Origin of the sequence: Xanthobacter pollutisoli (genome assembly GCF_040044995.1) — a bacterium.
Lineage (GTDB): Bacteria > Pseudomonadota > Alphaproteobacteria > Rhizobiales > Xanthobacteraceae > Xanthobacter.
The window spans coordinates 136,846-162,055 of sequence record NZ_JBDZDP010000009.1 but is presented as its reverse complement, the minus strand read 5'-3'; the positions used below and the strand labels follow the sequence as shown (position 1 = coordinate 162,055).

At 65.2% G+C, this 25,210-nt stretch carries 27 protein-coding genes; 16 read left to right on the top strand and 11 right to left on the bottom strand.

Annotated elements, in window-relative coordinates; translation table 11 throughout:
* Positions 1-119: 119 nt before the first annotated feature.
* Entirely contained in the window at positions 120-1,010 is an 891-nt protein-coding gene (locus ABLE93_RS17725) for an EamA family transporter (RefSeq protein WP_348841176.1), read from the top strand.
* A gap of 1,312 nt (positions 1,011-2,322) precedes the next feature.
* Positions 2,323-4,413: an Ig-like domain repeat protein gene (locus tag ABLE93_RS17720; RefSeq protein ID WP_348841175.1), complete on the top strand. Its 2,091-nt coding sequence runs from the start codon at positions 2,323-2,325 to the stop codon at positions 4,411-4,413.
* 124 nt (positions 4,414-4,537) lie between these two features.
* On the opposite strand, the gene ABLE93_RS17715 is transcribed toward ABLE93_RS17720, so the two are convergent.
* A complete protein-coding gene (locus tag ABLE93_RS17715) occupies positions 4,538-5,218 on the bottom strand; it encodes a hypothetical protein (protein ID WP_348841174.1) in 681 nt (226 codons plus the stop codon).
* A gap of 220 nt (positions 5,219-5,438) precedes the next feature.
* Between ABLE93_RS17715 and ABLE93_RS17710 the strand changes: the two genes are divergently transcribed.
* The 5 genes from ABLE93_RS17710 (at position 5,439) to ABLE93_RS17690 (ending at position 9,726) form a co-directional block, all read left to right on the top strand.
* Positions 5,439-6,407 carry a PDR/VanB family oxidoreductase gene (locus ABLE93_RS17710; protein ID WP_348841173.1) on the top strand — a complete coding sequence of 323 codons (969 nt, stop codon included), beginning with the start codon at positions 5,439-5,441 and terminating at the stop codon, positions 6,405-6,407.
* 19 nt (positions 6,408-6,426) lie between these two features.
* Positions 6,427-7,308, top strand: a complete 882-nt coding sequence (locus ABLE93_RS17705; RefSeq protein WP_348841172.1) for a polysaccharide deacetylase family protein — start codon at positions 6,427-6,429, stop codon at positions 7,306-7,308.
* A gap of 106 nt (positions 7,309-7,414) precedes the next feature.
* On the top strand, positions 7,415-7,642 hold the full coding sequence (locus ABLE93_RS17700) for a hypothetical protein (protein ID WP_348841171.1): 228 nt from the start codon (positions 7,415-7,417) through the stop codon (positions 7,640-7,642).
* On the top strand, positions 7,639-8,673 hold the full coding sequence (locus ABLE93_RS17695) for a CobW family GTP-binding protein (RefSeq protein WP_348841170.1): 1,035 nt from the start codon (positions 7,639-7,641) through the stop codon (positions 8,671-8,673). The genes ABLE93_RS17700 and ABLE93_RS17695 overlap by 4 nt, the downstream gene beginning before the upstream one ends.
* A 123-nt stretch (positions 8,674-8,796) precedes the next feature.
* Positions 8,797-9,726 (top strand): LysR substrate-binding domain-containing protein, encoded by a 930-nt coding sequence (locus ABLE93_RS17690; RefSeq protein WP_348841169.1) that lies wholly within the window; start codon positions 8,797-8,799, stop codon positions 9,724-9,726.
* 32 nt (positions 9,727-9,758) lie between these two features.
* Here the strand turns inward: ABLE93_RS17690 and ABLE93_RS17685 are convergent, their stop codons facing one another.
* The 3 genes from ABLE93_RS17685 to ABLE93_RS17675 all read right to left on the bottom strand — a co-directional run bounded on the left by ABLE93_RS17685 (position 9,759) and on the right by ABLE93_RS17675 (position 12,457).
* Positions 9,759-10,529 (bottom strand): MOSC domain-containing protein, encoded by a 771-nt coding sequence (locus tag ABLE93_RS17685; RefSeq protein WP_348841168.1) that lies wholly within the window; start codon positions 10,527-10,529, stop codon positions 9,759-9,761.
* 56 nt (positions 10,530-10,585) lie between these two features.
* On the bottom strand, positions 10,586-11,821 hold the full coding sequence (locus ABLE93_RS17680; RefSeq protein WP_348841167.1) for an ABC transporter substrate-binding protein: 1,236 nt from the start codon (positions 11,819-11,821) through the stop codon (positions 10,586-10,588).
* A 141-nt stretch (positions 11,822-11,962) separates the two neighbouring features.
* Positions 11,963-12,457, bottom strand: a complete 495-nt coding sequence (locus ABLE93_RS17675) for a hypothetical protein (protein WP_348841166.1) — start codon at positions 12,455-12,457, stop codon at positions 11,963-11,965.
* A gap of 9 nt (positions 12,458-12,466) precedes the next feature.
* On the opposite strand from ABLE93_RS17675, the gene ABLE93_RS17670 reads away from it, so the two are divergent.
* Positions 12,467-12,982: an SDR family oxidoreductase gene (locus ABLE93_RS17670; RefSeq protein ID WP_348841165.1), complete on the top strand. Its 516-nt coding sequence runs from the start codon at positions 12,467-12,469 to the stop codon at positions 12,980-12,982.
* Positions 12,983-13,092: 110 nt separating this feature from the next.
* Here the strand turns inward: ABLE93_RS17670 and ABLE93_RS17665 are convergent, their stop codons facing one another.
* A complete protein-coding gene (locus ABLE93_RS17665) occupies positions 13,093-13,851 on the bottom strand; it encodes an IclR family transcriptional regulator (RefSeq protein WP_348841164.1) in 759 nt (252 codons plus the stop codon).
* Between the two features lie 152 nt (positions 13,852-14,003).
* On the opposite strand from ABLE93_RS17665, the gene ABLE93_RS17660 reads away from it, so the two are divergent.
* The 5 genes from ABLE93_RS17660 to ABLE93_RS17640 all read left to right on the top strand — a co-directional run bounded on the left by ABLE93_RS17660 (position 14,004) and on the right by ABLE93_RS17640 (position 19,121).
* A complete protein-coding gene (locus ABLE93_RS17660) occupies positions 14,004-15,005 on the top strand; it encodes an ABC transporter substrate-binding protein (protein WP_348841163.1) in 1,002 nt (333 codons plus the stop codon).
* A 20-nt stretch (positions 15,006-15,025) separates the two neighbouring features.
* Positions 15,026-16,054 (top strand): CobW family GTP-binding protein, encoded by a 1,029-nt coding sequence (locus ABLE93_RS17655; protein WP_348841162.1) that lies wholly within the window; start codon positions 15,026-15,028, stop codon positions 16,052-16,054.
* Between the two features lie 61 nt (positions 16,055-16,115).
* Positions 16,116-17,522 carry a dihydroorotase gene (locus tag ABLE93_RS17650; protein WP_348841161.1) on the top strand — a complete coding sequence of 469 codons (1,407 nt, stop codon included), beginning with the start codon at positions 16,116-16,118 and terminating at the stop codon, positions 17,520-17,522.
* Entirely contained in the window at positions 17,519-18,325 is an 807-nt protein-coding gene (locus tag ABLE93_RS17645; protein WP_348841160.1) for an ABC transporter permease, read from the top strand. Before ABLE93_RS17650 ends, ABLE93_RS17645 begins: the two co-directional genes overlap by 4 nt.
* A 4-nt stretch (positions 18,326-18,329) precedes the next feature.
* A complete protein-coding gene (locus ABLE93_RS17640) occupies positions 18,330-19,121 on the top strand; it encodes an ABC transporter ATP-binding protein (protein ID WP_348841159.1) in 792 nt (263 codons plus the stop codon).
* A gap of 18 nt (positions 19,122-19,139) precedes the next feature.
* On the opposite strand, the gene ABLE93_RS17635 is transcribed toward ABLE93_RS17640, so the two are convergent.
* The 5 genes from ABLE93_RS17635 to ABLE93_RS17615 all read right to left on the bottom strand — a co-directional run bounded on the left by ABLE93_RS17635 (position 19,140) and on the right by ABLE93_RS17615 (position 22,125).
* Positions 19,140-19,511, bottom strand: a complete 372-nt coding sequence (locus ABLE93_RS17635; RefSeq protein ID WP_348841158.1) for a nitrile hydratase accessory protein — start codon at positions 19,509-19,511, stop codon at positions 19,140-19,142.
* Complete coding sequence (nthB, locus tag ABLE93_RS17630; protein WP_348841157.1) at positions 19,495-20,157, bottom strand: nitrile hydratase subunit beta; 663 nt, start codon at positions 20,155-20,157, stop codon at positions 19,495-19,497. Before nthB ends, ABLE93_RS17635 begins: the two co-directional genes overlap by 17 nt.
* Positions 20,154-20,786, bottom strand: coding sequence for a nitrile hydratase subunit alpha (nthA, locus tag ABLE93_RS17625; RefSeq protein WP_348841156.1), 633 nt, complete (start codon positions 20,784-20,786; stop codon positions 20,154-20,156). The genes nthB and nthA overlap by 4 nt, the downstream gene beginning before the upstream one ends.
* Positions 20,787-20,821: 35 nt before the next feature.
* Positions 20,822-21,310, bottom strand: coding sequence for an ester cyclase (locus ABLE93_RS17620; protein ID WP_348841155.1), 489 nt, complete (start codon positions 21,308-21,310; stop codon positions 20,822-20,824).
* Positions 21,311-21,513: 203 nt separating this feature from the next.
* Positions 21,514-22,125, bottom strand: coding sequence for a glutathione S-transferase family protein (locus ABLE93_RS17615; RefSeq protein ID WP_348841153.1), 612 nt, complete (start codon positions 22,123-22,125; stop codon positions 21,514-21,516).
* A 123-nt stretch (positions 22,126-22,248) separates the two neighbouring features.
* Between ABLE93_RS17615 and ABLE93_RS17610 the strand changes: the two genes are divergently transcribed.
* From ABLE93_RS17610 to ABLE93_RS17600, 3 genes are all read left to right on the top strand, one after another.
* A complete protein-coding gene (locus tag ABLE93_RS17610) occupies positions 22,249-23,142 on the top strand; it encodes a LysR family transcriptional regulator (protein WP_348841152.1) in 894 nt (297 codons plus the stop codon).
* A gap of 125 nt (positions 23,143-23,267) precedes the next feature.
* Positions 23,268-23,891 carry a pyridoxamine 5'-phosphate oxidase family protein gene (locus ABLE93_RS17605; protein ID WP_348841201.1) on the top strand — a complete coding sequence of 208 codons (624 nt, stop codon included), beginning with the start codon at positions 23,268-23,270 and terminating at the stop codon, positions 23,889-23,891.
* A 237-nt stretch (positions 23,892-24,128) separates the two neighbouring features.
* The gene (locus tag ABLE93_RS17600) at positions 24,129-24,422 is read left to right on the top strand and encodes a substrate-binding domain-containing protein (protein WP_348841151.1); all 294 of its coding nucleotides are present in this window, start codon (positions 24,129-24,131) and stop codon (positions 24,420-24,422) included.
* A gap of 246 nt (positions 24,423-24,668) precedes the next feature.
* Here ABLE93_RS17600 and ABLE93_RS17595 read toward each other — a convergent pair whose 3' ends face one another.
* The gene (locus tag ABLE93_RS17595) at positions 24,669-25,208 is read right to left on the bottom strand and encodes a sigma-70 family RNA polymerase sigma factor (RefSeq protein ID WP_348841150.1); all 540 of its coding nucleotides are present in this window, start codon (positions 25,206-25,208) and stop codon (positions 24,669-24,671) included.
* Between the last annotated feature and the right edge of the window lie 2 nt (positions 25,209-25,210).

The window sequence follows — 25,210 nt, the reverse complement described above, 5'->3', positions numbered from 1 at the left end:
CGCGAATACCGTAACGCGCGCTATACCTCCGGTCGGTCTTAGGATTGGGCGATAGCGCGTTGGCCAGCGCTGCGGTCAGATTGCGTGCGGCCAGCACTTGATCGAGGCGACCTCGTTTTATGCTCTGGGCTGTTTTTACGATCATCGCGGCCGCTGCGCAGACGGCCCGCAATGCCATGCAGCGGGAGCTGACAACGAAGCTCGGTACCGCTGGCGCGACGCACGTCCGCTTTCTGTTCGGCTTTCCGTTCGCCGTCCTGTTCCTCATCGGCACGATGGTCGTAACCAAACTGCCGCCGCCGTCGCTTACGACGCCGGGCTTCTGGCCCTGGATCGTCCTCGGAGCGCTATCGCAGATCATCGCCACCGCACTGATGCTTTCCGTCATGAACCGCAGGTCGTTCGTGGCGGCCACGGCCTACATCAAGACCGAGCCGGTGCAGGTCGCCGTCTTCGGGCTCGTGTTCCTGCATGACCAGATCAGCGCGGGAGCGGCCGTGGCAATCATCGTCGCCACGGCAGGGGTCCTGACCATGTCCATCAAGCCCGCCGCCGCGGACGCCGTTCGCCTCGGGTCGACTTTGCTCGGTCTCGGAGCGGGCGCCATGTTCGCCCTGTCGGCTATCGGCTATCGGGGGGCTATCCTCGCGCTTGCCTATCCCAACTTCGTCGTGGCGGCGACCTTTGCGCTGGTGGTCAGCCTCGCCATGCAGGCGGGGACCCTCACCTTGTTCCTTGCCCTGCGCGATCCGCTCGTCCTGCGCCGGATACTCCGTCTGTGGCGGCCATCCATGTTCGCGGGCTTAATGGGCGCGCTCGGATCTGCCTTCTGGTTCCTCGCATTTGCCATCACAGCTGCGTCGAACGTCAGGACGCTGGCCACCATCGAGATCCTGTTCGCGCAGGTAGTATCTACTTTTATATTCAAGCAAAACGTATCGTTTCGCGAGATGTGCGGAATAGTCCTAATCATAGTTGGGGTCTCCATGCTAATCTGCGCCACAGCTTAAATTGGATAATCAACGCGGAGTTCATACATCTCGAGGCGACATCTCCTCCACCGGGGCGCGGCTCAGCCAAAGTGAAGCGCTACCCGTTGTGCAGCGGATCGCAAATCAAGCTACTGCGGTGTCCCTGATCTGCCCATTAGCCTGAAGGGAAATGGTTGCTCGGTCGTGTGCTGGATCACGACCGACTGGAGTTAATACTGCCGCCGGAGAGTATCTTAATGGTCCACCCTCAGTTTTGTGGACTCAGGCAGAGGTACGCAGCTAGCCTCGAAAGCGGACCTCTCCACAGTCCGCTTAGGGTCAGGTCGAGAAGTATCGTCGGTCAACAGCAACGTCTGATTCGATTGATCAAGCGCCAAAACCCCACGACACGCCCGCACGGCCTCGTGGGTTAGCTCTACTGCATCATGCAATTTGGTCGCAGGTTGCGCTACGGGTATAACCGCTATGGTTGCAAGGAGATGTCGGGGGGCAGAAATGGGCAAGATTGGGCGCGTGGTGATCGTGGCTTTAATGCTGGCAGCGATCGGCGGTTGCCAACTCTCGAATCCCAGAATTTTCGTGACCGCGCACGACCGGCCGTCGGGACCGTTCCCACAGCCGTGAACGATGTTGGCGCGGACGGTTGCCATTTCCGCGCGTAGCGCCTTCACGTCGCTCCCCAGATGGCGAGCGAGCTCAGCATAGATCGGGCTTCTGTCTGTCAGAGCCTCAAGTGTCGATGCACCGGGAGTGCCCATCAGCGCCGCGAAATACCGTTGCGCCGAGCCTAAGGCCGCTCCCTGTCTTGAGGTGCCAGCCCTCACGACACGACCAACGGCCATCACGACTTAACGGCATTGTATGTGCGTCGCTCCAACACTGCGACCGCGCGCTTATAGTCGGCGAAAATGACTGCTAGGAGAGCCAGCTTCCGTGCACTCCAAACGGGGTAAGCCACCCGGCGCCATCCGATCCTGGCAATGCGCTCTCTCTCCATTACTGCCGCCCTTGCGCCTCGGGCTTGCCCAGCGCAGTTGAATGTCCCGCCTCGGTCGGGCCAAAGGGGCTCGATCCCCGGCGCCAAGCGATGGGAACAGGAAGGCGCTGGCGGTTAACTTGAGGCTGCTGAAGACGCTCGGCTACTCGCCATGGACAAGATCGGGGGTGACGATGACCCCAGGCCGCCCGATGCCGCCAATTAGCACCGGCATAGGTCCTTACACTCGCGTGGCGAGACTTTAGAACTGACCGCTCCGCTCTCCTCAGACCCTCGCCGCATCATCGGGAATGGTATAGCAATATTGCACAACCCAGAAATGAGGGGGTAGCCGTGGGGCAGGCATTCAGTGTGTGCATCTCATCCCTTCTCAGCCTGGCACTATGGGTCACCGATGCCGCTGCGCAGGACCGTCGGCTCCCCGTCGAACCCACTTTACCGGCCGCCTGCGCGACATTCCCAGCTCCCTTGAGGATCGATGCGACCGGCAGCCCCATCGCCGGGAATTCCGCTGCGGAGGAGGATGCCAAGTCTGCGCGGCAGACCCAGATGATCCAGGCCGCGCTCCAAAAGTGCCCGTCCGGCCGCGCTGTCCGCCTCACACTCGGCGCGATCCCCACCCTGAATGCTTTCCTGGTTGAGCCGCTGTCGTTGCCGCTCGGGGTTTCGCTGGTCATTGACGGGGGTGTCACCGTATTTGCCAGTCGCAACCCCGCCCGGTTCCAAATGCCTGATACGACCCACGTCTGCGGCACCGTCACGTCGGACAACCCGATCTACGGTGCCTGCCAGGCCCTGATCACCTTCGGCGCCGGCAGCGGGGTTTACGGCTACGGCATTCTGGATGGCCAGGCGCAGCGCGGCCTGATCCGCAACGGGCAGTTCACCCAGGGCGCCTGGTGGGATCTTCTGCAGGAAAAGCAGAAAGGATGCGGCGCGACCGACCCGCAAACCCAGAAAAGTTGCGAACAGGCCAGCCCGCCGATGATATATGCCGGCCCCTCACCGCAGAAGACCCTTCAGCATGACATGACGCTTTACAAGATAACCATCCGCAATCCACCGTTCCATACGGTGATGATTGGCGGCATCGGCGTCACCATCTGGGGCGTGAAGGTGCAGTCGCCCTGGAACGTACCCAACAGCGACGGCTTCGATTTGAACGGCAGCAACATTCTGGTGCGGGACGTCACCATCGCCAATGGCGACCAGGATGTGGTGCTGACGGCCGCCCGGGCCACCGAGCGCACGCGCTACGTGACCGTGGAGGGTGCGACCTTGTACGGCAAGGGCGGCGTGGCCCTTCTGGCGGGTGACGGCGCGGGCATCAGCAATGTCGTCGTCAACGACCTCGCCATGACCGGCCAAGTGGCGAGCTTCAAGCGGGAGACAGAGGGCCTCTGCGGCCGCGTCCTCATCAACGGCATCGACCCCACCGGTGTGCCCATGCCGAACCCGCAGACCCGGCTGACCTGCTACAGCCAGGCCCTGCCCAACGCAACGGGCGACCTTCAGGGCATGCAACTGGACACCAATCTGCGCAAGGCTCCCCAGGTGCCCGGCTTCGAGTTTTCCGACATTCTTTTCAATAAAGTGTGCCTGAAGGATGTGGCGCGGCCGTTCCGCATCAGTCCGACCATCGCCCTGCCGGCCGGCGCGCCAAAGGGCAGCCAACCAGTTGTGCAAAACGTCTGGTTCAAGGACGTCCACGTTCTTGCCCCCAGCGAGCAGTTTCCGGCAATGCAGAACGGCGTGGCGCAGCAAGGCAGCGGAAGCTATCTCGTCCAGCTGTCAGCCGAGCCGGGCAAGACGACCAACAACCGGTTCAAGTGGCAGAACCTCGTGTTCGACGACGTCCAGCAGGGCGTGACCCCCCTCACCCAGCTGACCGCAGTCGGCAACAACATCTTTGCGCTAGAGAACATCTATCCAAGCGGGCTGAACCATCTGGACGGCCCAGCGCCAAAGCCGCCGCTCCAGTGGACGCTTCAGGATAATCACTACCCCAGCCGGGCACTCCTCACCAATCCCAGCCGCGCGAACCCCTGCCCGGCGGAGCGGTGGTCCTTCCTCACGGGCGAGCTTTATCTCGCGCAGGGCACCAACGCGGTTGCGGCGGGCAGCCTGATCACCCTCAACGCGGTGCTCCAGCCGGCCATGTCACAGACCACATGGTACGTGCCCAATAGCTATGGCGTGAGCCCGGGCTTGCTCTCCATCGGCTCCCCGGCGCTCACCGGACCCGTCCAGTTTTACGACGGACAGAAGCTGGTGGGCACCGCGAAGCTCCAGGCCAATGGCACGCTTGCGACACTCACCCTGTCAAGCGGACCACGGGGAGGGCATACCTTCACAGCCCGCTACCCAGGGGACGCCTATTACAAGCCATTCTCCTTCGGAGGCGTTCGACTGAAAGTTTTGTAGCTGTCAAAGCCAAAAGCTATCGCTAAAATTCTGGTCGTAAAGCACGTTGGCCTTTTCGCAATTCGCTCGGCCGACACCTTCGCCAGCAAGGCGCGGGCGCCCTCCGGGTTCAACATCGCGTCCCTTACGATGTCGTCCACGGCTCTGAAGCCCACCCTGTCGCATGGTCTCGATGATACGGCCGAAGTGCGCGCCGCCAGCGCCGCCGGCGGCAGCGCCCAGCTTTCCCTCCAAGCGCGCTGCCCGACGCCGCTTCGGCACTGGCTAGCGCTCCGAGGAGAGCATACGGGCGAGCCACGACTGCGCGTTCGTGCTCTTCGCCAATGCTGCCATGTCCTGCGCGGTGTTCGACCCGCCGGGGATCTTCACCGCCGCGATTGAGCGGTTTTGAGCGCTTGAGATCCGCAGCGATGGCCTGGAGCGTGGCCATTTCCTCCTCGGACAGGGGGTCGGCCAACATGCGGTCCAACTCGGGCATGGCGTGAAGGGCGTCGGCCTGCTTCTGCCGCCACGCCTGCACCTTGGCCGGGTCCAGCGTGCCGTCAAGGGGGCTCTGTGCCGCCTTGCACAGGGTGCTGATGGCGTACTCCCGGATTTGCGCGATAGCGCCCGGGGCGGCGTTGCGCAGCGCCTGCATGGACTCATAGCCGCGCCGGCCGGGAACGAAGAAGCGCTGCGGCACGACCGAGGCTTCCATCTGAAAGGGACCGGAGGCATTGAGGGCGGCAGGTTGGTCGATCCGATCAAACAGTTTGCCTTCGACGTCGGTCGCCCGTTCGGTCTTCGCGATATAGGGCCGTAGCAAGACTGCAACTGCCCTCTTTGTCCGAGCAACTTCGTCAAGCGCGCCAAGTATGTGTTGCGCTGAATGGATGCTCAGCCATCCGCAGCCTTGTGCGCTCGCCCCTCTTCCCACGGTGAGTCGTCAAGCATGAGGGAAACTGATGCATGCCAAATCACAAATCGTTTGTCAGAGAATCTGGAGTGTGAAAACATGAATTTTGAAAAAATAGAGATTTAACAGGATGAAACAGTCCGAATGCGAGAGCATAATAGCTAATGTCGTGGCAAGGCGCGTATTAAATCCCGATGTCATTGAGATAGAATTAGATGCATATGATGGGTTTTTGCTCCCGAGCTACGAAGCTGGCGCGCACATCGATGTTCGAATTCCGGGGATTGGTGTCCGACAATACTCGCTGGTACGACCGCATCGTGCGGGTGAGCCATATGTCGTCGCGGTTCAGGTGGCGACGGATGGACGTGGAGGATCGCGCTGGATCCACCAGCACCTGAATGTGGGCGCAACGATCGAGATCGGGCTGCCCCGCAACCATTTCCCGCTTCGTTCGGCCGAGCGGACGCTGCTCATTGCCGGTGGAATTGGCCTGACGCCGCTGCTCTGCATGGCAGATACCTGCGAACGCGAAGGGCGCGCCTACAGCCTCGTGGTTTGCAGCCGGCGTGAGGAGAACATCGTCTATTTCGAGGAACTCCTCGCGCCGCGGATCCACGGTCAAGTGCAGTTCGTGCTGGATGGTGGCGACCCCTCTCGCGGACTCGACGTCGTGGCCCTTCTGCGAGCGCAGCTGGTGGGAACCCAAATCTATTGCTGCGGGCCTGCCGGCCTGATGGCGGCGGTGCGCGGCGTCGGTGAGGAGCTCGAGGGGCTCAGCCTGCACTTCGAAGCATTCGGCGCCACGCCGCTTCCGGCATCCGATGCGTCACAGACCTCGTTCACCGTCTCGTGCGCGCAAAGCGGCATCACCGTCGAAATCGCGCCGGACGATACGATCCTCGACAGCCTCCTGGCGGAGGGCCTCGACGTCGACCACTCCTGCCGCGAGGGCTATTGCGGCACCTGCTTGACGCGCTGGCTTTCCGGCGCGCCGATCCATCGCGATACCTGCCTCGGTGACGTGGAGCGCAGCCGCTACGTGGCGGTCTGCACGGCCCGCGCCGAGGCCGGCTCGGTTCTCGTTCTCGATATCTGAAACCTTCAGGCGACATGACATGGCGAAGAAGATCACCTGTGCATTCGGCGTCGATGTGGATGCGGTCGCCGCCTGGATCGGCACGTTCGGCGGTGCGGATTCCCCGCATGACATCTCTCGCGGCCTATTTGCGGGCGAGGTGGGGAGCCTCCGGCTTCTCGACCTGTTCGATCGCTACGGCCTGAAGACCACCTGGTTCATCCCCGGCCATTCGGTCGAGACGTTTCCGGCCGAGATGGCGCAGGTCGTGGCACGCGGGCACGAGATCGCCCTGCATGGCTACACCCATGAGAACCCGCTCGCCATGTCGCCGGCTCAGGAGGCAGATGTCCTGGACCATTGCATCGCGCTTCTGACCGGCCTCGCGGGGCGGCGTCCCGTGGGCTATGCCGCGCCATGGTGGGAGCTGAGCCCCAACACCCCGGGCCTTCTGATGGAGCGTGGCATTCTCTACGACCACTCCATGATGCATCGCGACTTCTCCTGCTATCGCCTGCGCGTGGGCGACAGCTGGACCGCCATCGACTATGGCCAGCCGGCATCGAGCTGGATGAAGCCCCTGTCACGGGGCAAGGAGACGCCGCTGATCGAGATTCCCGTAAGCTGGTATCTCGATGACCTGCCGCCCATGATGTTCATCAAGAAGTCGCCGAACAGCCACGGCTTCATGAATCCGAAGGACATCGAGGAACTGTGGCGCGAGCAGTTCGACTGGGTCTACGAGGAGTTGGACGAGGCGGTTTTCTGCTTCTGCCTGCATCCCGACGTCGCCGGCCGGCCACAGGTGTTGCGGATGCTCTCACGCCTGATCGAGCACATGGCGCGGCTTCCCGGCGTCGAATTCAAGACGCTGGAGACCATTGCCAGCGAGTTCGACCGCGCCCATCCATTCGCGGGCTGAACCCGTGTGCGGCATGTGCGGCATATGGAGCGGCATGGGCCATTGGTCGAGCCCCGGTCGGCATCCCGCAGGCAGGGGGCGCGATCCGCTTCCCGCCGTCGCGCGCATGGCCCAGGCCCGCGCGCTTGCGATGATCTGCGCCCACGCCGGCATTGCGGTGCGGGACTGGATGCTGACCTCGTGGATCCTTGAGGACAGGGCTGGCGGCGCATTGATCGTCGAGACATTGCCTGAGGTTTGGGACGGCGTCGCGCGCCTGTCGGGCCGCCCCGTCGACCCGCTGGATGACGCCTTCATCGCCCACATGGAGGCCGGCACAGCCGGCACACGATGATCCGGCCGGTAGGCGACCTCCGCCTCCCGGTGTTTATCGTCACCGGATACCTCGGCAGCGGCAAGACAACCTTCCTGCGCCGGGCGCTCGATGAGGCTGCTTTCACGCGCACGTTGATGCTCGTGAACGAGGCTGCGGCTCTCGGCGTGGACGATCATCTCCTGCGCAACGATACCGGCGCGGTCGCGCTTCTCGCCAACGGGTGCCTGTGCTGCCGAATCGACCGCGGGGTCAAGGAAGAGTTGCACGGGGTGCTTGCCCTGCATCGGACGCGGAAGGACTTCGACCGCGTGATCCTCGAGTTGAGCGGGCTCGCCGATCCGTTGGCGGTGATTGCGACCATCACGTCAGACCCCTATCTCGATGGCCAGTTGCGGATCGCCCTCGTCGTCACGCTCGTCGACGCGGTCCACGCCCTGGAGAGTCTCGATGCCGCAGAGCACCGGCGCCAGATCGAGGCCGCCGACGTCGTCCTGATCACAAAGACCGATATGGCCGCCCCCAACTCCTTGGCGGCGGTGGACGCCCACGTGGCCCGCGTGCAGCCGCTCGCGCCGCGCCGTCCCGCCGTCGAGACGCAGTTCGGCTGGCTGGTCGAGCAGGCCGCGGACTTGAGGGCCGACCGCATCGCCCGCGGTGCCGGCGCAGGACGCTGGCGGGGGGAAAGCCTCGGGCCAGCCCCACGGCCGCCGGTCGTCGCCTTCTCGTGCCTGCCGGCCGGACCCGAGACCTTCTGCCTCCGTGTGGAGCAGCCGCTGGAGTGGAGCCGCCTCGCCCTGTGGCTGTCGCTGCTGCTCCACCGTCATGGCGACCGCATCTTGCGCATCAAGGGCTTCCTCACCCTGAAGGGGGCGGATGCGCCGGTGCTCATCAATTGTGTGCGGCACATCGCCTATTTCCCCGAGCACATGGAGCGGGAGGGCGATGCGGAGCTGCCATCCTTCCTCGTGTTCATCGTGGACGGCCTGCCCGGGGAGCGGATCGTCCGCTCGTTCGCGGCGTGCGTCGGCGAAGGGACTGCCGCGTGGTAGACGATGCCCCCGTCAGCCAGAGAACACGTTGAAATCCGCTGATCCGGGGGGCTAGAGTTCCGCCATGCTGACGCCTCACATGCGACATGGCATTTCAGGACGTGACGCCGACGCGGGCCGCCGATGAAGCGCCGCCTGCCGCCGCTGCTGGCTCTGCGCGCATTCGAGGCGGCCGGTCGCCATCTGAGCTTCTCCAAGGCTGCCGACGAACTCAACGTGACCCAGGGCGCCATCAGCCGGCAGATCAAGCTTATCGAGGACTTCCTCCACGCGCCGCTCTTCCGGCGCCTCACCCGGCAGGTGGAACTGACGCCCTTCGGCCAGAACTATCTCGCAGCTGCCATCTCGGCGCTCGATGAGATCGAGCGCGCCACGGTGCAGAGCCTGCAGGAAGCGCGCTCTCTTTCGGTCAGCGTCCTGCCGACCATCGGCGTCCTGTGGCTGATGCAGCGGCTGACCACCTTCATGATGACCTATCCTGAAATCCGCCTGCAGGTCTCGTCCTCGCTGGAGCCCGTGAACTTCAAGAGGGAAGGCGTCGATGTGGCGCTGCGCGTCGGCAAGCTTCCCGGCGCGACCTTCGATCCGGACGCCCCGCAGATCGATTTCCGGATGACGGAGACGTGGGACGATGTGTCGGTCACGCCCCTTTGGGAGGATCGTATCACGCCGGTGATGAGCCGCCGGTTGTTCGAGCAGCACGGCCCCATCGCCTCGCTGGGCGACCTCGGGCGCTTTCGCCTGATCCACAACATGAAGCGGCCGGACTGCTGGGCCGCCTGGCTCCACGCCGCCGGCGCCGCTCCCCTGCAGGGCGCCGGGCGCGTGGATGTCGGCCATTCCTTCATGGCGGTCATGGCTGCGCGCGACGGGGAGGGCATCGCCTGTGTGCCCACCATCGAGATCGACAATGTGGACTGGCGCGATGAGCTGGTGAAGCCGTTCAAGCTCAGCGTCCGCAGCGCTGGGGGATACTACCTGCTCTGCCCGAGGGACAAGGCCCTGACGAGCGAGGTGAAGCTCTTTTCAGGGTGGCTCGTTGGGCAGTATTGAGCGTGCACCGTCCGCCAGCCGCGCGCTCGCGCTCAGTCGAGCAGTTCGATACGATCACCGGCCGCGATCCTGCCGCCGGCCTCGACCTCTGCGTAGATCCCGAGGTCGCCATGGCCCTGGTAATCGCGGATGGCGATGGGCAGGTTGACGTCGCGGACCGCCAGATCTGGATTGACGCTGGTCGCGGCGCATCTTTTGGTGCGCCGGACGACCTTCAGCGCCACTTCGCCGATGCCGAGGCGCCGCCCCACCCAATCCAGTTCGCTCCAGGCGGCCGGACCTTCGAAATAGAGGTTGGCGCGGAAGCGGATGGGATCGAGCGGCAAGGCGAGATGGGCCGACAGGTCTGCCACCGTGGTCAGGTTGATCAGGGAAATGGAGCGCATGAGCGCGACCGAGTGGACGCTGACATCGGTGAACTGATGGCCGGGGGCATGGACGACGTCCGGTTCGCCAGGCAGTGGCACATCCACCACGCCCGCGAGGAAGCGTGCCAGGGCGCTCCGCTCCTTGGCATCGTCAAGCGCGAAGGTGCGCACGTCCACCCCGTTGCGGATCTCCAGCCGGCCGTCGGCCTCAATCAGGCGCGACTTCAGCCGGGCGAGGTTCTCATGCTTGGCCAGCATGAGGAAGTGGGTCTTGGGCGCCGGCTTCGGCGCGGCGGGGTCGAACTGCAATGACCCGTCCGTCACCGCATATTTGCGATCGAGGGGAAAGCCGAAGCCGGCCTCCAGAACTACCTCGCCCATGGCTTCGGCTGACAGGCCCTTCACCGGGTAGCGGAACAGATTGACGATGCGCATTCTGGCCTCGATGAGAGAACGGGCGCGGTGGCAGCGATGGCCGCCGCGCCCCTGCGTCACTTGATGGCGGCGCAGGCGCCGGGAACCATGGGGGAGAAGGCCTCCGCAGCCGGGACGGTAGACAGCAGCGCATAATAGTCCCACGGCGCCTTGGATTCTGACGGCGTCTTCACACGCATCAGCTGCATCTCGTGCTCATGCAGGCCGTCGGGTCGGATGCGTCCGCCCTTGGAGAAGAAGTCGTCGATCGGGCCGGCCTTCATCTGGGCAACGACTTCGGCGCCGGCATCCGTCCCAGACTTCTCGGCACTCCTCAGGTAATGCATGGCCGCGGAGTACATTCCGGCCTGCACCATCGTGGGCATCTTGCCCATCCGCTCATGGAAGCGCTTGGCGAACTTGCGTGTTTCCCCGTCCCCGTCCCAGTAAAAGGCCGTGGCGAGCAGCAGATTCTGCGCCTGGGCGAGGCCCATGCTGTGAACGTCGGTGATGAAGGTCAGCAGCGTCGCGACCCGCTGGCGGCCGGTGTTGGAAATGCCGAATTCGGTCGCGCCCTTGATGGCATTTGTGGTGTCAGAGCCGGCGCTGGCGAGGGCGATGATCTTTGCGTTGGAGGCCTGCGCCTGAAGCAGGAAGGAGGAGAAATCCGCCGTGTTCAGGGGGAAACGAACACTGCCAAGCACCTTGCCGCCGCTCGCCTTGACCACGTCCGCAGTGGTCTTCTCAAGGCCGTGCCCAAAGGCGAAGTCCACTGTGAGGAAAAACCAGGAGTCGCCACCATCACGCACGATCGCCTTGCCGACGACGTTGGAAAGCGCGTTCGCATCGTAGATGTACTGGACGCTGTTGGGCGTGCAGGTGTCGGTGGTGATCTTGGGGGTGCTGACGCCGCCCAGGATGACCACCTTGTTCTTTTCCTTCGTAACCCCCGCAACGGCAAGGGCGACCGCGGAGTTCGAGATGTCAAAGATGGCGTCCACCTTGTCGACGTCGTACCAGGCCCGCGCGATGGAAACGCCGACGTCGCTCTTGTTCTGATGGTCCGCGACGATCACCTCGACGGGGTTTCCGCCGAGCTTTCCGCCAAAATCTTCCACCGCCATCTTCACCGCCGTGAAGGAGCCGTTACCGGCGTAATCGGCGTAGGGCCCTGACATGTCGGTGAGGACACCGAGCTTGACCACCCCGTCGGAGAATGCCGGATTGCCGCCACTCTGCGCATCTGCCTGCGGAAAGGACGCCAAGCTGGCGAATACGGCTCCAGTATAGGCAATCGACTTCAATTTAATCATCTATAATTCCCCGTTCCACGGCCTATGGGGGATTTTTTTTCCTTCTCGTTGATGATTGAATCTCACCGGATGTTTACGGGGTACAAGCCATTTTTTGGCGCCAACGAATGAGCCAAGCTCATCGGTCCCTGCGAGGGCCATTTAAGCCGGGTCCGTCGGGTTCGCTTTTACTTCGACGCCGAATGCCCGTTCCGGGCAATTGAAAGATGTGAGCCGATCGCCGAGAGACGTGGAGCGGGTGCGTCGAATGTAAACGTCGAAACGATGATCGATTTGAAGCCCGCGAATATCGAAAAGGCAGCGAGAGTCTATCTCGAAGCTCCAAGCGCGGGAATAAGCACGTGTGGTCTGCGCGCCGCGATCGCGTTCTGGATAAAGATTTCGAGGCAACCAGCCAGGAAGCTCATCACCTCCTATCGCGGCATCTGGTGCCCATATCGCAATATGGAGTTGCGGGTGCTTCAGGTGGCGCATGCGCAGCGTCTTCCCTTCTTTCCCAATTCTGTCTGACCCCGGCAACCAGGCCACCGCGTCATCGGCATCGCGCGGCACAGGAGCGACGGCTTTCCTGGAGCGCTCCACGCACTCGATCTCAGCACCACGGGCGCCGGCGCGCGGCTGGCGCAGATCGCCCACGCCGACCCGGTGGACGGCATCGTCAACAATGTCGGGCTGGTGCGCGCCGAGCCGCTCGGAGCGATCGACGCCGAAACCCTTGACGAGGTGCTACGGACCAATCTCCATCCCGCGCTCGCCGTCGTCCAGGCCGCCTTGCCCGGCATGAGGGCGCGAAGCTGGGGCCGCATCGTCAACATCTCCAGCCTCACCATCCTCGGCGCGCTGGAGCGCACGTCCTACGCTGCGGCCAAGGCGGCGCTGGTGAGCTTCACCCGCAGCTGGGCCCTGGAGCTTGCGACCTCGGGAATCACGGTGAATGCGGTTGCGCCGGGGCCGACAGAGACCGAGCTGTTCCGCGCCAACAATGCGCCGGGCAGCGCGGGCGAGGCGCGCTACCTGTCCGGCGTGCCGATGGGGCGGTTCGGGACGCCGCAGGAGATCGCCGCCGCCATCGCCTTCCTGTTGTCCGACGATGCGGCCTTCATCACCGGACAGACGCTGCACGTGGACGGAGGCGCCTCGATCGGAAAGGCGTCGCTCTGACCTACCCACCAATGTCCGGATTGGGCGGTGAAGCCAAGGGATGCTCGTCGCGTTATCGCGGCCCGCGGCGGCGCGACAAGGAAGGCATCAGGACAGCGATCCCGGGGCAGCTAGCGCGCGACCCAGGTCCCGCTGCCGGCGATCTCGTCGGATATTTGCCGCCCGGCAGCAATCACGGCGGCCCGGAAGCTGCCGGAGCTGCGCTCAAGGTCTTCGGCCGCGAGCACGAGGCTGACGCCCGCGATGACCTGCTTGTTCACGAGGACCGGCGCCGCGATGCCGGCGCGGCCGGGCGCCACCTCGGAGACCGTTTCCACGACTCCGTCGCGGCGGATCGCGCGCACCTCCGCCTTGAAGGCCTTCCAGTCCCCATGGCCGAGGCGGGCGCGGATGGTGTCCTCATTGTCGAGATAGATGCGCTTCAGCGACCGGTCGTCGAGATGCGCCAGCACCACCTTGGATGACGCGCCGGCAAACAGGGGCATGGCGACGCCCCGCTCGTAGGTGGTGATGGGATGGGGCGCGCTGCCGTGCTCCTGATGCACGCACATCACCGTGTCCCGGTAACGACGGCAGAGGATGGCCGTCGCGCGCTGCGTGGTCTGATCCAGCAATTCGCGCAGCACCCGGGAGGCGATGGGGATGAGCGTGTCGCCCTGCCGCAGCAGGCGGTCGTACTCGATGAAGGCGGGACCGAGCACATATCCGGCGCCGATCACCGGATCGAGGAAGCCGGCCCGGCAAAGCTCCTGTACGTCCCGATAGGCGGAACTCTGGGAAACGCCCGTCTCCTGGGCGATCTCCTCCACCGTCAACGGCCATGGGCGCCCGCGAAACAATCCCATGACCTGGAGAATCCTGCTGGCCACGCGCACCCCCAGAGAATGATACTTTATATCGTTGGACGGGAATTTGGCAAAATTCCTACAGGTTGCGAAATATGCTTGAAGACCGCCGGAAGATCGAGCACTCTTTGGTCAGCTGACGCGCAGCAAGACGCGTCCTTCTTCCGGAGAGAGATATGAAGCGCGTCGTGACACGCCGCCTCGCTGCCGCTCTGGCCGCGGCCATTGCCCTGAGCTGCGCTACCGCACTGCCAATCACCCCCGCTGCTGCGCAAGGCGCCCCGAAGACCGAGGTGAAGCTCGCTGTGCTCGCCCCGAGCGCGCTTCTGTGGCTGCACGCCATCGCCATGGAAAAAGGTTTCTACGACAAGCGGAATATCACCGTCCGCGAGCTGCGCGCCTCGGACAGCCCGGCGCTGCTGCAGGCGGTGGCGTCCGGCAGCGCGGATGCCGGGATCGCGCTCGGCGACCTCGCCGTCCGCGCGATCGACAAGGGCGCCCCGGTCATCATCGCCGGCGCCGTGCTCGACAAGACCATCCTGCGCCTCTACGGCGCCAAGGGCACGGCCTCGGTGAAGGATCTCGCCGGCAAGCCGCTGACCGCCGGAGCGGTCAAGGGCGGCACGGCCAACCTCCTGAAGTATCAGCTGAAGCAGGCGGGCGTGGACCCGGCCGGCGCGCAGATGGTGTCCATCGCCAACTCGCGCGACCGCATCATCGCCATGGGCAACGGGCAGGTCGCCGGCGCGCTCCTCATCGCCCCCTTCGACACCCTCGCCGGGCGCGACGGCGCCGTGCTGCTCGATGTCTATCGCGAGCCCTATGTGCAGACGCCCCTCGTGCTCAACAAGTCCTGGGGCGAAGCCCCCGCCACCCGCCCCGCGGCCATCGCGCTGACGCAGGCGCTGAAGGAGGCGGCCGCCTTCATCGACGACCCGGCCAACAAGGATGCGGCCATCGACGTGCTCGCCGCCTATACCAAGACCCCGCGCGATGTGGTGGAGGATTCCTACGCCTTCATCGTGAAGGAGCAGAAGGCGATTCCCGCCGATCTTTCCGTGAAGGCGGCCGGCCTCGAAAACCTCTACAAGATCGACGCGGCCGTGGGGGGCGATCCCCAGACCCAGGCCTTCGACCTCAAGCGCTATTACGACCCGAGCTACATCGCCGGCAAGTGAGCCCGAGGGGAGCCGGCACCATGGCCCATTTTCGCGACATGCGGACGCCGGTGACGCTGCTCACCGGCTTCCTCGGATCGGGCAAGACCACGCTCCTCAACGGCTGGCTGCGCGACCCGGCGCTGAGCGACGCCGCCGTCATCGTCAACGAGTTCGGCGAGATCGGCATCGACCATGCGCTGATTGCCGCAAGCTCCGACAACACCATCGAGCTGTCCACCGGCTGCCTGTGCTGCACGGTGAAGGGCGATCTCGTGGAGACGCTGCGCGACCTCACGGAGAAGCGGGCGCGGGGCGAGGTGAAGGCCTTCGCCCGGGTCATCATCGAGACCACCGGCATGGCCGATCCCGGCCCGGTCATCCAGGCCCTCATCACCTTCCCCGTGGCGCGCACCTATCGCCTCGGGCGGGTGGTGACCGCAGTGGATGCGGTGCAGGGCATGGGCACGCTCGACCGCCACGCGGAAGCGCGCAAGCAGGTGGGCGTCGCCGACGAGGTGGTGCTGACGAAGGCGGACCTCGCGGGTGCCGATCTCGCACCGCTGGAGGCCCGCATCGCCGCCCTCGCCCCCGGCGCGCGGCTGCATCGATCCTCGCTTTCGGAGCTGGCCCAACCGACGCTGCTCGACGGCATCGATCCCGCCGATCCCAACACCCGGCCGAGCGAGGTCCGCGCCTGGCTGCGCGCCGAAGCGTTCGAGGCGGCAGATCCGGTGCGCCACCGGGAGGACATCGGCTCCTTCTGCCTCGCCTTCGATACGCCGTTGGACTGGGAGCACGTCTCGGCGTGGCTCGACGCACTCGCCATCGCCCACGGCGACGACCTCCTAAGGGTGAAGGGCATCCTCGCCATCGCCGGCCGGTCGAAGCCGGTGGTGGTGCAGGCGGTGCAGCGCCTCTTCTCGCCGCCGGTGGAGCTCTCCGCCTGGCCGGAGGGGCTCGACGGCTCGCGCATCGTCTTCATCACCCGTGGCCTCTCGCGGGAGTACGTGACCGAGGTGCTGGACGTGATCCGCACCCGCCCCGTCGTCCTCGATATGGCGTCCTGACGCGTCTCAGGCCCTTCTCTATCAAATCGGCCCGTGCGGGCCTCGTCCTCGGGAGAGTTCATTGGACACCATCATCAAGAACGGCCTCGTCGTGACCGCGGACGGTCGCTTCGAGGCCTCCATCGGCATCAAGGACGGCGCCATCGCAGGCATCTTCGAGCCCGGTCTTGAGCCTGCCGCCGCCGAGGTGATCGATGCGAAGGGCCTCGCGATCCTGCCCGGCGTCATCGACATGCACTCGCACCACCGCGAGGGCTCGCAGCCGGGCTTCGAATACAAGGACACGATCTACACTTCGACGCTCCAGTGCGCCGCCGGCGGCGTGACCACCTCGGTCGCCATGCCCAACGTGACCCCGCCGCCCAACACCCTGGACCTGCTGGAGAAGCAGTTCGCCATCTATGAGCGCGACGCGGTGGTGGACTGGAACTTCAATCCCGCGCCTACCCTCCTCGAGGAAGTGCCGGCCATGGCCGCGACCGGCATCGCCGCCTTCAAGTTCTTCATGGTGGTGGACACCGGCCGCTCCTATCCGCACATGCCGGGCATCGGCGTGCACGACCACGGCAAGATCCTGGAGATCATGAAGGCCGCCGCCGCCCACGACGTGCCGCTCATGATCCATCCCCACGATCAGGCCCTGATGGACGTGATCGAACAGGAATTCTGGGCGCGCGGGGAGCGCGACGCCCTCGCCTACGCCAAGGCCTACGCCGCCCATGACGGCGTGATCTGGGAGACCGCAATCGCCACCCTGCTGCGCCTGCAGAAGGCGGCGGGCTGCCATCTCCACATCCTGCACACCCAGACCGCCGGCTCGGTGCAGCTCATCCGCGAGGCCAAGGCCCGCGGCCAGAAGGTGACGTGCGAACTCAATCCCTGGGCGCTGTTCCTCGGCTGCGAGTGGGCGGCGATCCAGCGCCTCGGCTCCTATGCGCTCTCCTACTGGGTGCCGGAGAAGAACGTGCCCGGCCTGTGGGAAGGCGTGCGCGACGGCACCATCGACATCATCGCCACCGACCATGCCCCGCACACCCGCGAGGAGAAGGAAATCGGCTGGACCGACGGCTGGAAGGCCCACACCGGCACGCCCTCGACCCAGTTCTACCTCTCCATGTTCCTGACCGCCGCCACCGAGGGCAAGCTGCCCCTGGAGCGCGTGGTGGAAGCGACCTCCACCCGCCCGGCGCGCCTGTTCCGGCTCGACCGCAAGGGCGAGATCAAGCCCGGCTACGACGCCGACCTCGTGCTGGTGGATCTCGACACCGAATATGAGGTGCGGGACGAGGACGTGCTCTCCCTCGTCGGCTGGAGCCCCTATGCCGGCCGCCGCTTCAAGGGCAAGCCGGTGCGCACCATTCTGCGCGGCCGCACCATCTATGTGGACGGCAAGGTGGTGGGCGAGAAAGGTTACGGCAAGCAGGCCGTCTCCACCGCCCGTCATGCGCACAAGGCCGCGGCGGAATGACCGCCGCCGCTCCCTTCTGGCGCAGCGTCTACGACTTCCTCGAAGGGCGCTCGCGCGCGGCCGGCATCCTGCGGATGCTCATCTCGCTCGCCTTCGTGCTGGCGGTCTGGCAGGTGCTGGCGACCTATGTGGTCACCAACAAGCTGCTGCTGGTGCCGCCGGCCGAGGTCTTCCAGGCGCTTGCCAAGGAGAGCGCCAACGGGGCGCTGTGGACCAACGCGCTTGCTACCGTGAGCGCGGTTGCGGCGTCCTTCCCGGTGGCGGTCATCATCGGCGTCGCCATCGGCCTCGCGCTGGCGTCGAGCCGGCTGCTGGCGCTCACCGCCGGGCCGATGCTGACGGCGCTGAACTCGGTGCCGCTGGTGGCGCTGGCGCCGCTGTTCATCGCGTGGCTCGGGCTCGGCTTCGCCTCGAAATTCGTGCTCGTCACCATCTTCACCATCTTCCCGGTGCTGGTGACAACGGAAACGGGGCTGAAGGCCACGGACAAGGCCCTCATCGAGGCGGCGCGATCCTTCAACGCTTCGCGCTGGCAGGTGTTCACCACGGTGACGCTGCCCTTCGCGGTGCCGTTCATCGTCTCGGGCATCCGCGTCGCCTGGGCGCGGGCGCTGGTGGCCATCATCATCGCCGAGTTCTTCGGCTCGTTCGCCGGCTTCGGCTTCGCCATCCTCGCCGCCGGACAGAGCTTCGACACCGCGACGCTGCTCGCCTACGTCATCATGCTCGGCCTGCTGGGCCTCATGGGCAGCATCTTCTTCGAGTGGCTGGAACGCCGGCTCGCGCCGTGGCGGCAGGAGTAAACGGATGGCACAGGCTCTTTCCATCGAAGGCATCAACAAGGTCTTCGAGCGCACGGGCAAGCCCTCCGTGGAGGCGCTGCGCGACATCAACCTCTCCATCCGCGAAGGCGAGTTCGTCTCCATCGTGGGGGCGAGCGGATCGGGCAAGTCGACGCTGCTGCGCATCATCGACGGCCTGCTGCCGGCCTCCTCCGGCGTGGTGAAGGTGTCCGGCCACACGGTGACGCGCCCGGGCGCGGACCGGGCCATGGTGTTCCAGCAGGATGCGCTCCTGCCGTGGAAGCCGGTGATCGACAATGTCGCCTACGGCCTCACCATCGCCGGCACGCCCAAGCGCGACGCCCACGCCACGGCACAGCGCTTCATCGATATGGCGGGGCTGAAGGGATTCGAGCAGCATTATCCGCACCAGCTCTCGGGCGGCATGCGCCAGCGCGTGAACGTCGCCCGCGCGCTGGCGGTGAACCCGAAGATCCTGCTGCTCGACGAGCCCTTCGCCGCGCTCGACGCGCAGACGCGCGAGATCATGCAGACGGAGCTGCTCAACATCTGGCAGAAGAGCGGCACCACGGTCCTGCTCATCACGCACCAGATCGACGAGGCGGTTTTCCTCTCCGACCGCGTGATCGTCTTCTCGGCGCGCCCCGGCTCGGTCCGCGAGGAGATCCCGGTTCCGCTGCCGCGCCCGCGCGCGCTCGAGGTGAAGCGCCACGAGGCGTTCGGCGCCCTCGTGGACCGAATCTGGCACCTCATCGAGCATGAAGTGAGAAGCGCGGTGGCCGACAACCGCGCGTGAGCGTCGGCCGCGGCCGGCTCAGGTGTCGCTGCCGGATGGCACCAGGGCTGCGAGCACGCCCGGCGCGAGGACAACGGGGCGACCGTGGGGCGTCGCCTCCGCTGTTGTCCGCCAGGCATCGCGCAGCATGTCGATGAGGGCGCGATTCGCGGCCCCCTTGGTGATGAGAAGGCCTTCCAGCGTATCGAGCCACACGTCGTAGGTGGCCGCGCCGCAATCCGAGGTCTTGGTGCGTGCCACCAGGGCCTCGGTCCATTCCGACCATGTGAACAGGCCTGACCGGCTGAGGCAAACGGCGAGCGCGAACACCCGCGCCTCCCAGGGCTCGCGGAAGATGGGGCCGTCGGGCGGAAGGCCGTTGGGGGCGAGGCGATCAGTCGGCAGGCTCAAGATAGCTCTCCCAGGCTTCTATGCTCACCGAAAGGGTGGGATCGGCCTCCGGACCCCACAGCTCGCGCCCCGCAAAGCGGACCGTGTAAAGCCATTGAGGCTGCGGCCCGAGGCCCTGCGCATTGGCATCGGCGAACACGAAGAAACCGCGCACGGCTTCGATCACGCCGGCCTTGCCGCGGGCATAGCGGGGCAGGCGGGTGTGGTGGGTGGGGTTCATCTCGCGGGCACGGACCCGCTCCCCCGCCACAAAGGCGGCAGGGCGGTCGGGATCGCGGGTGTATCGGGAGCCGGCGGCGAGCCCCGGTGCCACCTTGTCTGCGGTGAAAACATTGGGCACCGGCCGGCCCGGCGCTTCGGCGACGCCGCTTTCCACCTCGGCGGCGGACACAAGCCCCTCCTGGAGGAGGCGGGAGACGAGGCCCTTGAACCAGATCTCGTAGTAAGTGGAGGTGAGGTATTCCGGCGGAGGCAAATTCTCCCGGCTGGCGCGCATGGCGTCGATGTTCCACACGCCCATGGCCATGCAGGCGACGGTGGTGGCGAGCACGCGGCGCTCCCACTCGGCGTGGAACGGGGCGTGGACGGGTTCGGGGATGACGGGGCCGAATCCCTCCATGCCGCCGAGATCGTGTGCTCCGTTCATGCCGCCGCTCCCGGCAGGGTGACGAGGCCCGTTCCGATCATGGAATCGCGGGTGACGATGGCGGCGAGGGCGTCGAGATCCCAGCCCTCAGTGCCGGCGGGCCGTTGCGGGATGACGAGGTAGCGCACCTCGGCGGTGGAATCCCACACCCTGATTTCCGTCTCGGCCGGAAGGCTCACTCCGAAATCCGCAAGCACGCCCCGGGGGTCGATGACGGCACGGGAACGGTAGGCTGCGCTCTTGTACCAGGCCGGCGGCAGGCCCAGCACCGGCCAGGGGTAGCAGGAGCACAGGGTGCACACGACCATGTTGTGCACGGTCTCGGTATTCTCCAGCGCCACCATGGTCTCGCCCTGCCGGCCGCCATAGCCGAGGGAAGAGATGGCGGCCGAGGCATCCCGGCGCAGGTCGGTCATGAAGTCCGGGTCGAGCCAGGCGGTTGCCACCACACGCGCGCCGTTGCGCGGGCCGATGCGGGTCTCGTAGGTCTCGATGATGAGGTCGAGGGCCTGCGGGTCCACATAGCCCTTCTCCACCAGCAGCGTCTCCAGCGCCCGAACCCTCAGGTCCATCTCGGACAGCGTGCTGCCTTCATGGTGGTCGTGATCGTGCTCGTGATCGCCCGACATGCTGTTCTCCCTGCGCGCGCGGCCCGCCCTGCGGCTCACGCCACCGTCCGGAACTCCGGTGCCGCCAGCATATTGTCCTCGATGCGGTTGATGAGGCCATAGACGTCGCCCAACACCCACAGGTCGCGGACAAGGCCGCCCTCGAAGGTGAAGATGGGCGCGCCGTTCCACCACACGTGCCGGCCGCTGGGCGCAAGCCCGAACATGGGCTGGCGGTGGATGCCGTGGAACCGCAGCTTGGCGGAGACCTGGGCGCCTTCCTCCATCATCACGAAGATGTCCGAGGTATAGTTCTCAAGGCAACCGGTCACCCAGCGCACATAGTCGGCGAACTGGCTGTGACCCACGAGGACGGGCCCCAGCGAGCCGCGGAACGTGAAGTCGGCGTGGAAGATCTCGGGAATGAGGCTCACGTCCGCATGATCCCACATGTCCTTGTAGAACTTGCGCACCATCTCTTTCTGGGGGCTCAGGGTCCGGCCTTCGAAAGTCATCGGCGCCTCGCCGTCCATGGTGGGATTCATGTCTGCCTCCGCAGATGAAAGGATCGGGCCGGCAGGGACGCTCACCGGCCTGACGGGGGCCGGCGGCGTCCCTTTCAGCGACACGCCGCCGGCGCGACAACGCACGTTCGCCGTCATGCCACGGGAAGCGGTCGCTTTGCTACTGTCAGGCAGGGTCGCTTCCTGCGAGAGGGCGCGGCCGGCGATCCGGCCGCAGCCGTGGGCTAGGCGGCGAGGCCGGCCGGAGTTTTGCGAAAGCCGACAAAGCCCGGGAGCGCCTCGATGCGGGCGAGCCAGCCGCCCACGTGCGGGTAGGGCGAGAGGTCCACGTTCCCCTCGGGCGCATTGACGATGTAGCTGTAGAGGGCAATGTCAGCGATGGTGGGTCCGTCGCCGACGATGAAGGGATGGGTGCTCAGCTCGTCGTCGATCAGCTTGAGAATGCGATGGGCGCGGGCAATCACTTCCGCTGCGCGGAAGTCGGCACCGAAGACGGTGATGAGCCGGGCGGCGCACGGACCGTAGGCGATCTCGCCCGCCGCCACGGATAGCCATTTCTGGATCTTTGCGCGCGTGGGAAGGTCGTCGGGCAGCCAGTCCGTGCGGCCGAACTTGGTCGCCACATAGACAAGGATGGCCGTGGAATCATTCACGACGACGCCATCGTCTTCGAGGACCGGAATCTGGCCGAAGGGATTGAGCTTCAGAAACTCCGGCGTCTTGTGTCCACGATTGGGAACGTCGACCTCCACGAGATCCGCTTCCACGCCCAGCAGCGACAGGCACAGAACCGCGCGGTGGGCGTGGCCCGAAAGCGGATAGTGATGAAGTTTCACGGCAGGATCCTTTGCAGCGTTTTGCGACCCGCGATCTCAGGGACTGCAAAGACCTATTCCTTCCGGTATGTTGTAGTAGATGGGAGTTTATAAAAGTAGCCTCTTGTTTTATGGAAGGTGGGCATGGACCGACTCGATGCCATGCGGGTGCTGCTGGCGGTTGTGGACAATGGCAGCCTGTCCGCCGCCGCACGCGCTTTGCACGCGCCGCTGCCCACCGTGAGCCGGAAGATCTCCGAGCTCGAGGCCCATCTTGGTGTCTCACTCATCACCCGCACCAGCCGCAAGGCGCTGCTGACGCAGGCGGGGGAGGGTTATGCGCGCGCGGCACGCGAAATCCTGGGACGGGTCGAGGAGGCGGAGCGGCACGCGTCGGGCGAATATCTCGCGCCGAAGGGCGATCTTACGATGACCGCCCCAATCGTGTTCGGCCGCCTGCACGTGCTGCCCGTAATCACCGATTTCCTGAAGACCTATCCGGACATCAACATCCGCCTCGCGCTCAGCGACCGGTCCATCAGCCTCGCCGACGAGCACATGGACGTCGGCCTGCGCATCAGCGATCTGACCGAACAACATTTGATCGCCCAGCGCCTCGGATCCGTCCGCCGCACGCTGTACGCCAGTCCCGACTATCTGGCGCGCCACCCGCAACCGGCACATCCGCGCGATCTTTCCGCCCATGATTGCGTTGCCTTCGAGGGCATCCTCTCGGCTGAAAACTGGACTTTCTGGGAGGGAAAACACGACATTTCCACATCCATCCGCCCGCGCCTGTCCGTAAACACGGCCGAGGCGGCCGTTGACGCGGCCATCGCGGGCGTCGGGATCACCCGCGTCATGTCCTATCAGGCCAGGCGGGCGGTTGAGGATGGCCTTCTGGTGCCGCTGCTCGAAGCGTTCGAGCTTCCGGCGGCCCCGGTCCATCTGGTGTATCTCCCGCAGGCGATTTTGCCGCTGAAGCTCAGGGTGTTTCTGGATTTCGCGGCCCCCCGCCTGCGCGCCGTGCTGCGATAGGCTCTCGCGTCGGTTCATTCCATTCAATGGAAGTGACTGTCTCGAACTTGGCCCATGATGCGGAAGCGTCCGGCAGCCTATCTATCGGAAACCAAGTCATTTGCTTTTGCCGAGAGGAGAAGGCCGTGTCCTACGGATTCATGGATATCGCCGTGACGCCGAGCGTGCGTGCCGCGCAGCAGGAGATGGGCGTGCGCGAGCTGTGGGAGGATTTCAAGGGCAACCGCGAATTCGACCGCTTCACGCCCAGAGAGGCCGCGTTCATTGCCGAGCGCGACAGCTTCTACATGGCAACGGTCTCCGAGAGCGGATGGCCCTATGTTCAGCATCGCGGCGGCGCGCGTGGCTTCGTCAAGGTCATCGACGAGACGACGCTTGCTCTGGCGGACTATCGGGGCAACCGCCAATACATCAGCCTCGGCAACCTGCGGGCGGATGATCGCGTCTCGCTCATCATGATGGACTATCCGCGCCGGGCTCGGCTCAAGATCTTGGGGCACGTGGCCGCTGTGCCGCTCGACGCCGACCCCGCATTGGCCGAGCGGGTGCTGGATCCCGACGCGAAGGCGAAGCCGGAGCGGATTTTCAAGCTGCGGCTCGAAGTGTTCGACTGGAATTGCCCGCAGCACATCACCCCGCGCTTCACCGAGGCCGAGATCGCACAGGCAATCCTGCCCCTGCGCGAGCGGCTGAGCGAGCTCGAAGCGGAAAACGCCGCCCTCAGGACGGCGCTGGCCCAGCGGGCGTGATCGCCTGACCCCGGCAGACGGGCGACCCGTGGCGCGTGTCGCCGCGGCAAAGGGCAGCGGGCTGCATTTTCAGCCTCTGCTGTGCAACGTCGCGCGGAAATGCTACTTGTTTTTAAGTAGATCGTGAATTTTAAGCAAGGGTCAAAAATAATTGTAGAAACGGCGTGCGTATCCTTGTCCATTGTACTTGTTCTAAAATCAGTCTCATTCGGTCGCATCTTGCCGATCTTTCTGGCGATGACGCTGGCGCTGCTGGCCGCAGTCGGACCGCTTGCGGCGGGCGAGATGGCGGTCGAGCATGCGCGGGGCAAGATCATGCTCACCGGGACGGTGCTGCTGGTGATGGCGAATGGAGGAAAGCTGACCGCCTTCGGCGCCGGCTCCCGCTTCGGCTGGATCTATGGGGAGCTAGGTCTGACACCTGTCGTGAACAGCGCCACCGCCTCAGCTCATGGGGAGGCCGTCTCCTTCGAATACATCCTGAAGAGCCGCAGGGTCCACCGGTCGCGGCACGCCTGCGGCGTCAAATAACCCTGCGCGGACGGAGATTCAGATATATTCGAATTATTCTAGAACCAATACAATCGAAATACACCGGAGAGATTGGAACTGTAATCTCTGCACAAACCCCCATGTCGTGGCGTTTGCATTGTATGTACGGCGCTCTCTGAAGGAAAGTCTTCAGCGCCGTCTTCACCGTTGCGCCTTTGCAGGTCGGCTCAAGCGATCGGCCGCAAAGCGATGATGGCTTTGGCGCAAGCGGCGGCGGAGGGTACGTCAGGAGCGGGAATTGCCCGCCTTGGCCGACATGGCCTTCACCGCGCGGTGCAGCAGCACGCGGATGGCGATGGGCGACAGGCCGGAGCGCTGGGCGGCCTCGGCGACGCTCTCGCCCTCGATCTTGACCGTCCGCACGATGTCGCGGGAGCGCTGCGGCAAGGCGTCCAGAAGGCGCTCGAGATCGAGCCGCGCGGCGGTAGACAGTTCCTCGTCCGCGCCGGCCATGTCCTCGATGTCCTCCACCGGCGTGGTGGCGCTCCGCCGCGCCGCGCGCAGATGGTCCACCAGCTTGTAGCGGGCGATGGCGAAGAACCAGGCCGCGAACGGCCGTTGCGGATCGTAGGTGGCGCGGCGCTCGTGGATGGCGATGAGGGTGTCCTGCACCAGGTCTTCCACCGCGGCATCGCCCCCGAGGCGCCGCGCGAAATAGCCTCGCAGGGCGCTCGACAGGGCCTTCAGGAGGGTGCGATAGGCGGCCTCGTCGCCCGACTGGGCGGCGATCATCAGGGCGTCGAGCGGCGGGTTCGGCACCGACACGT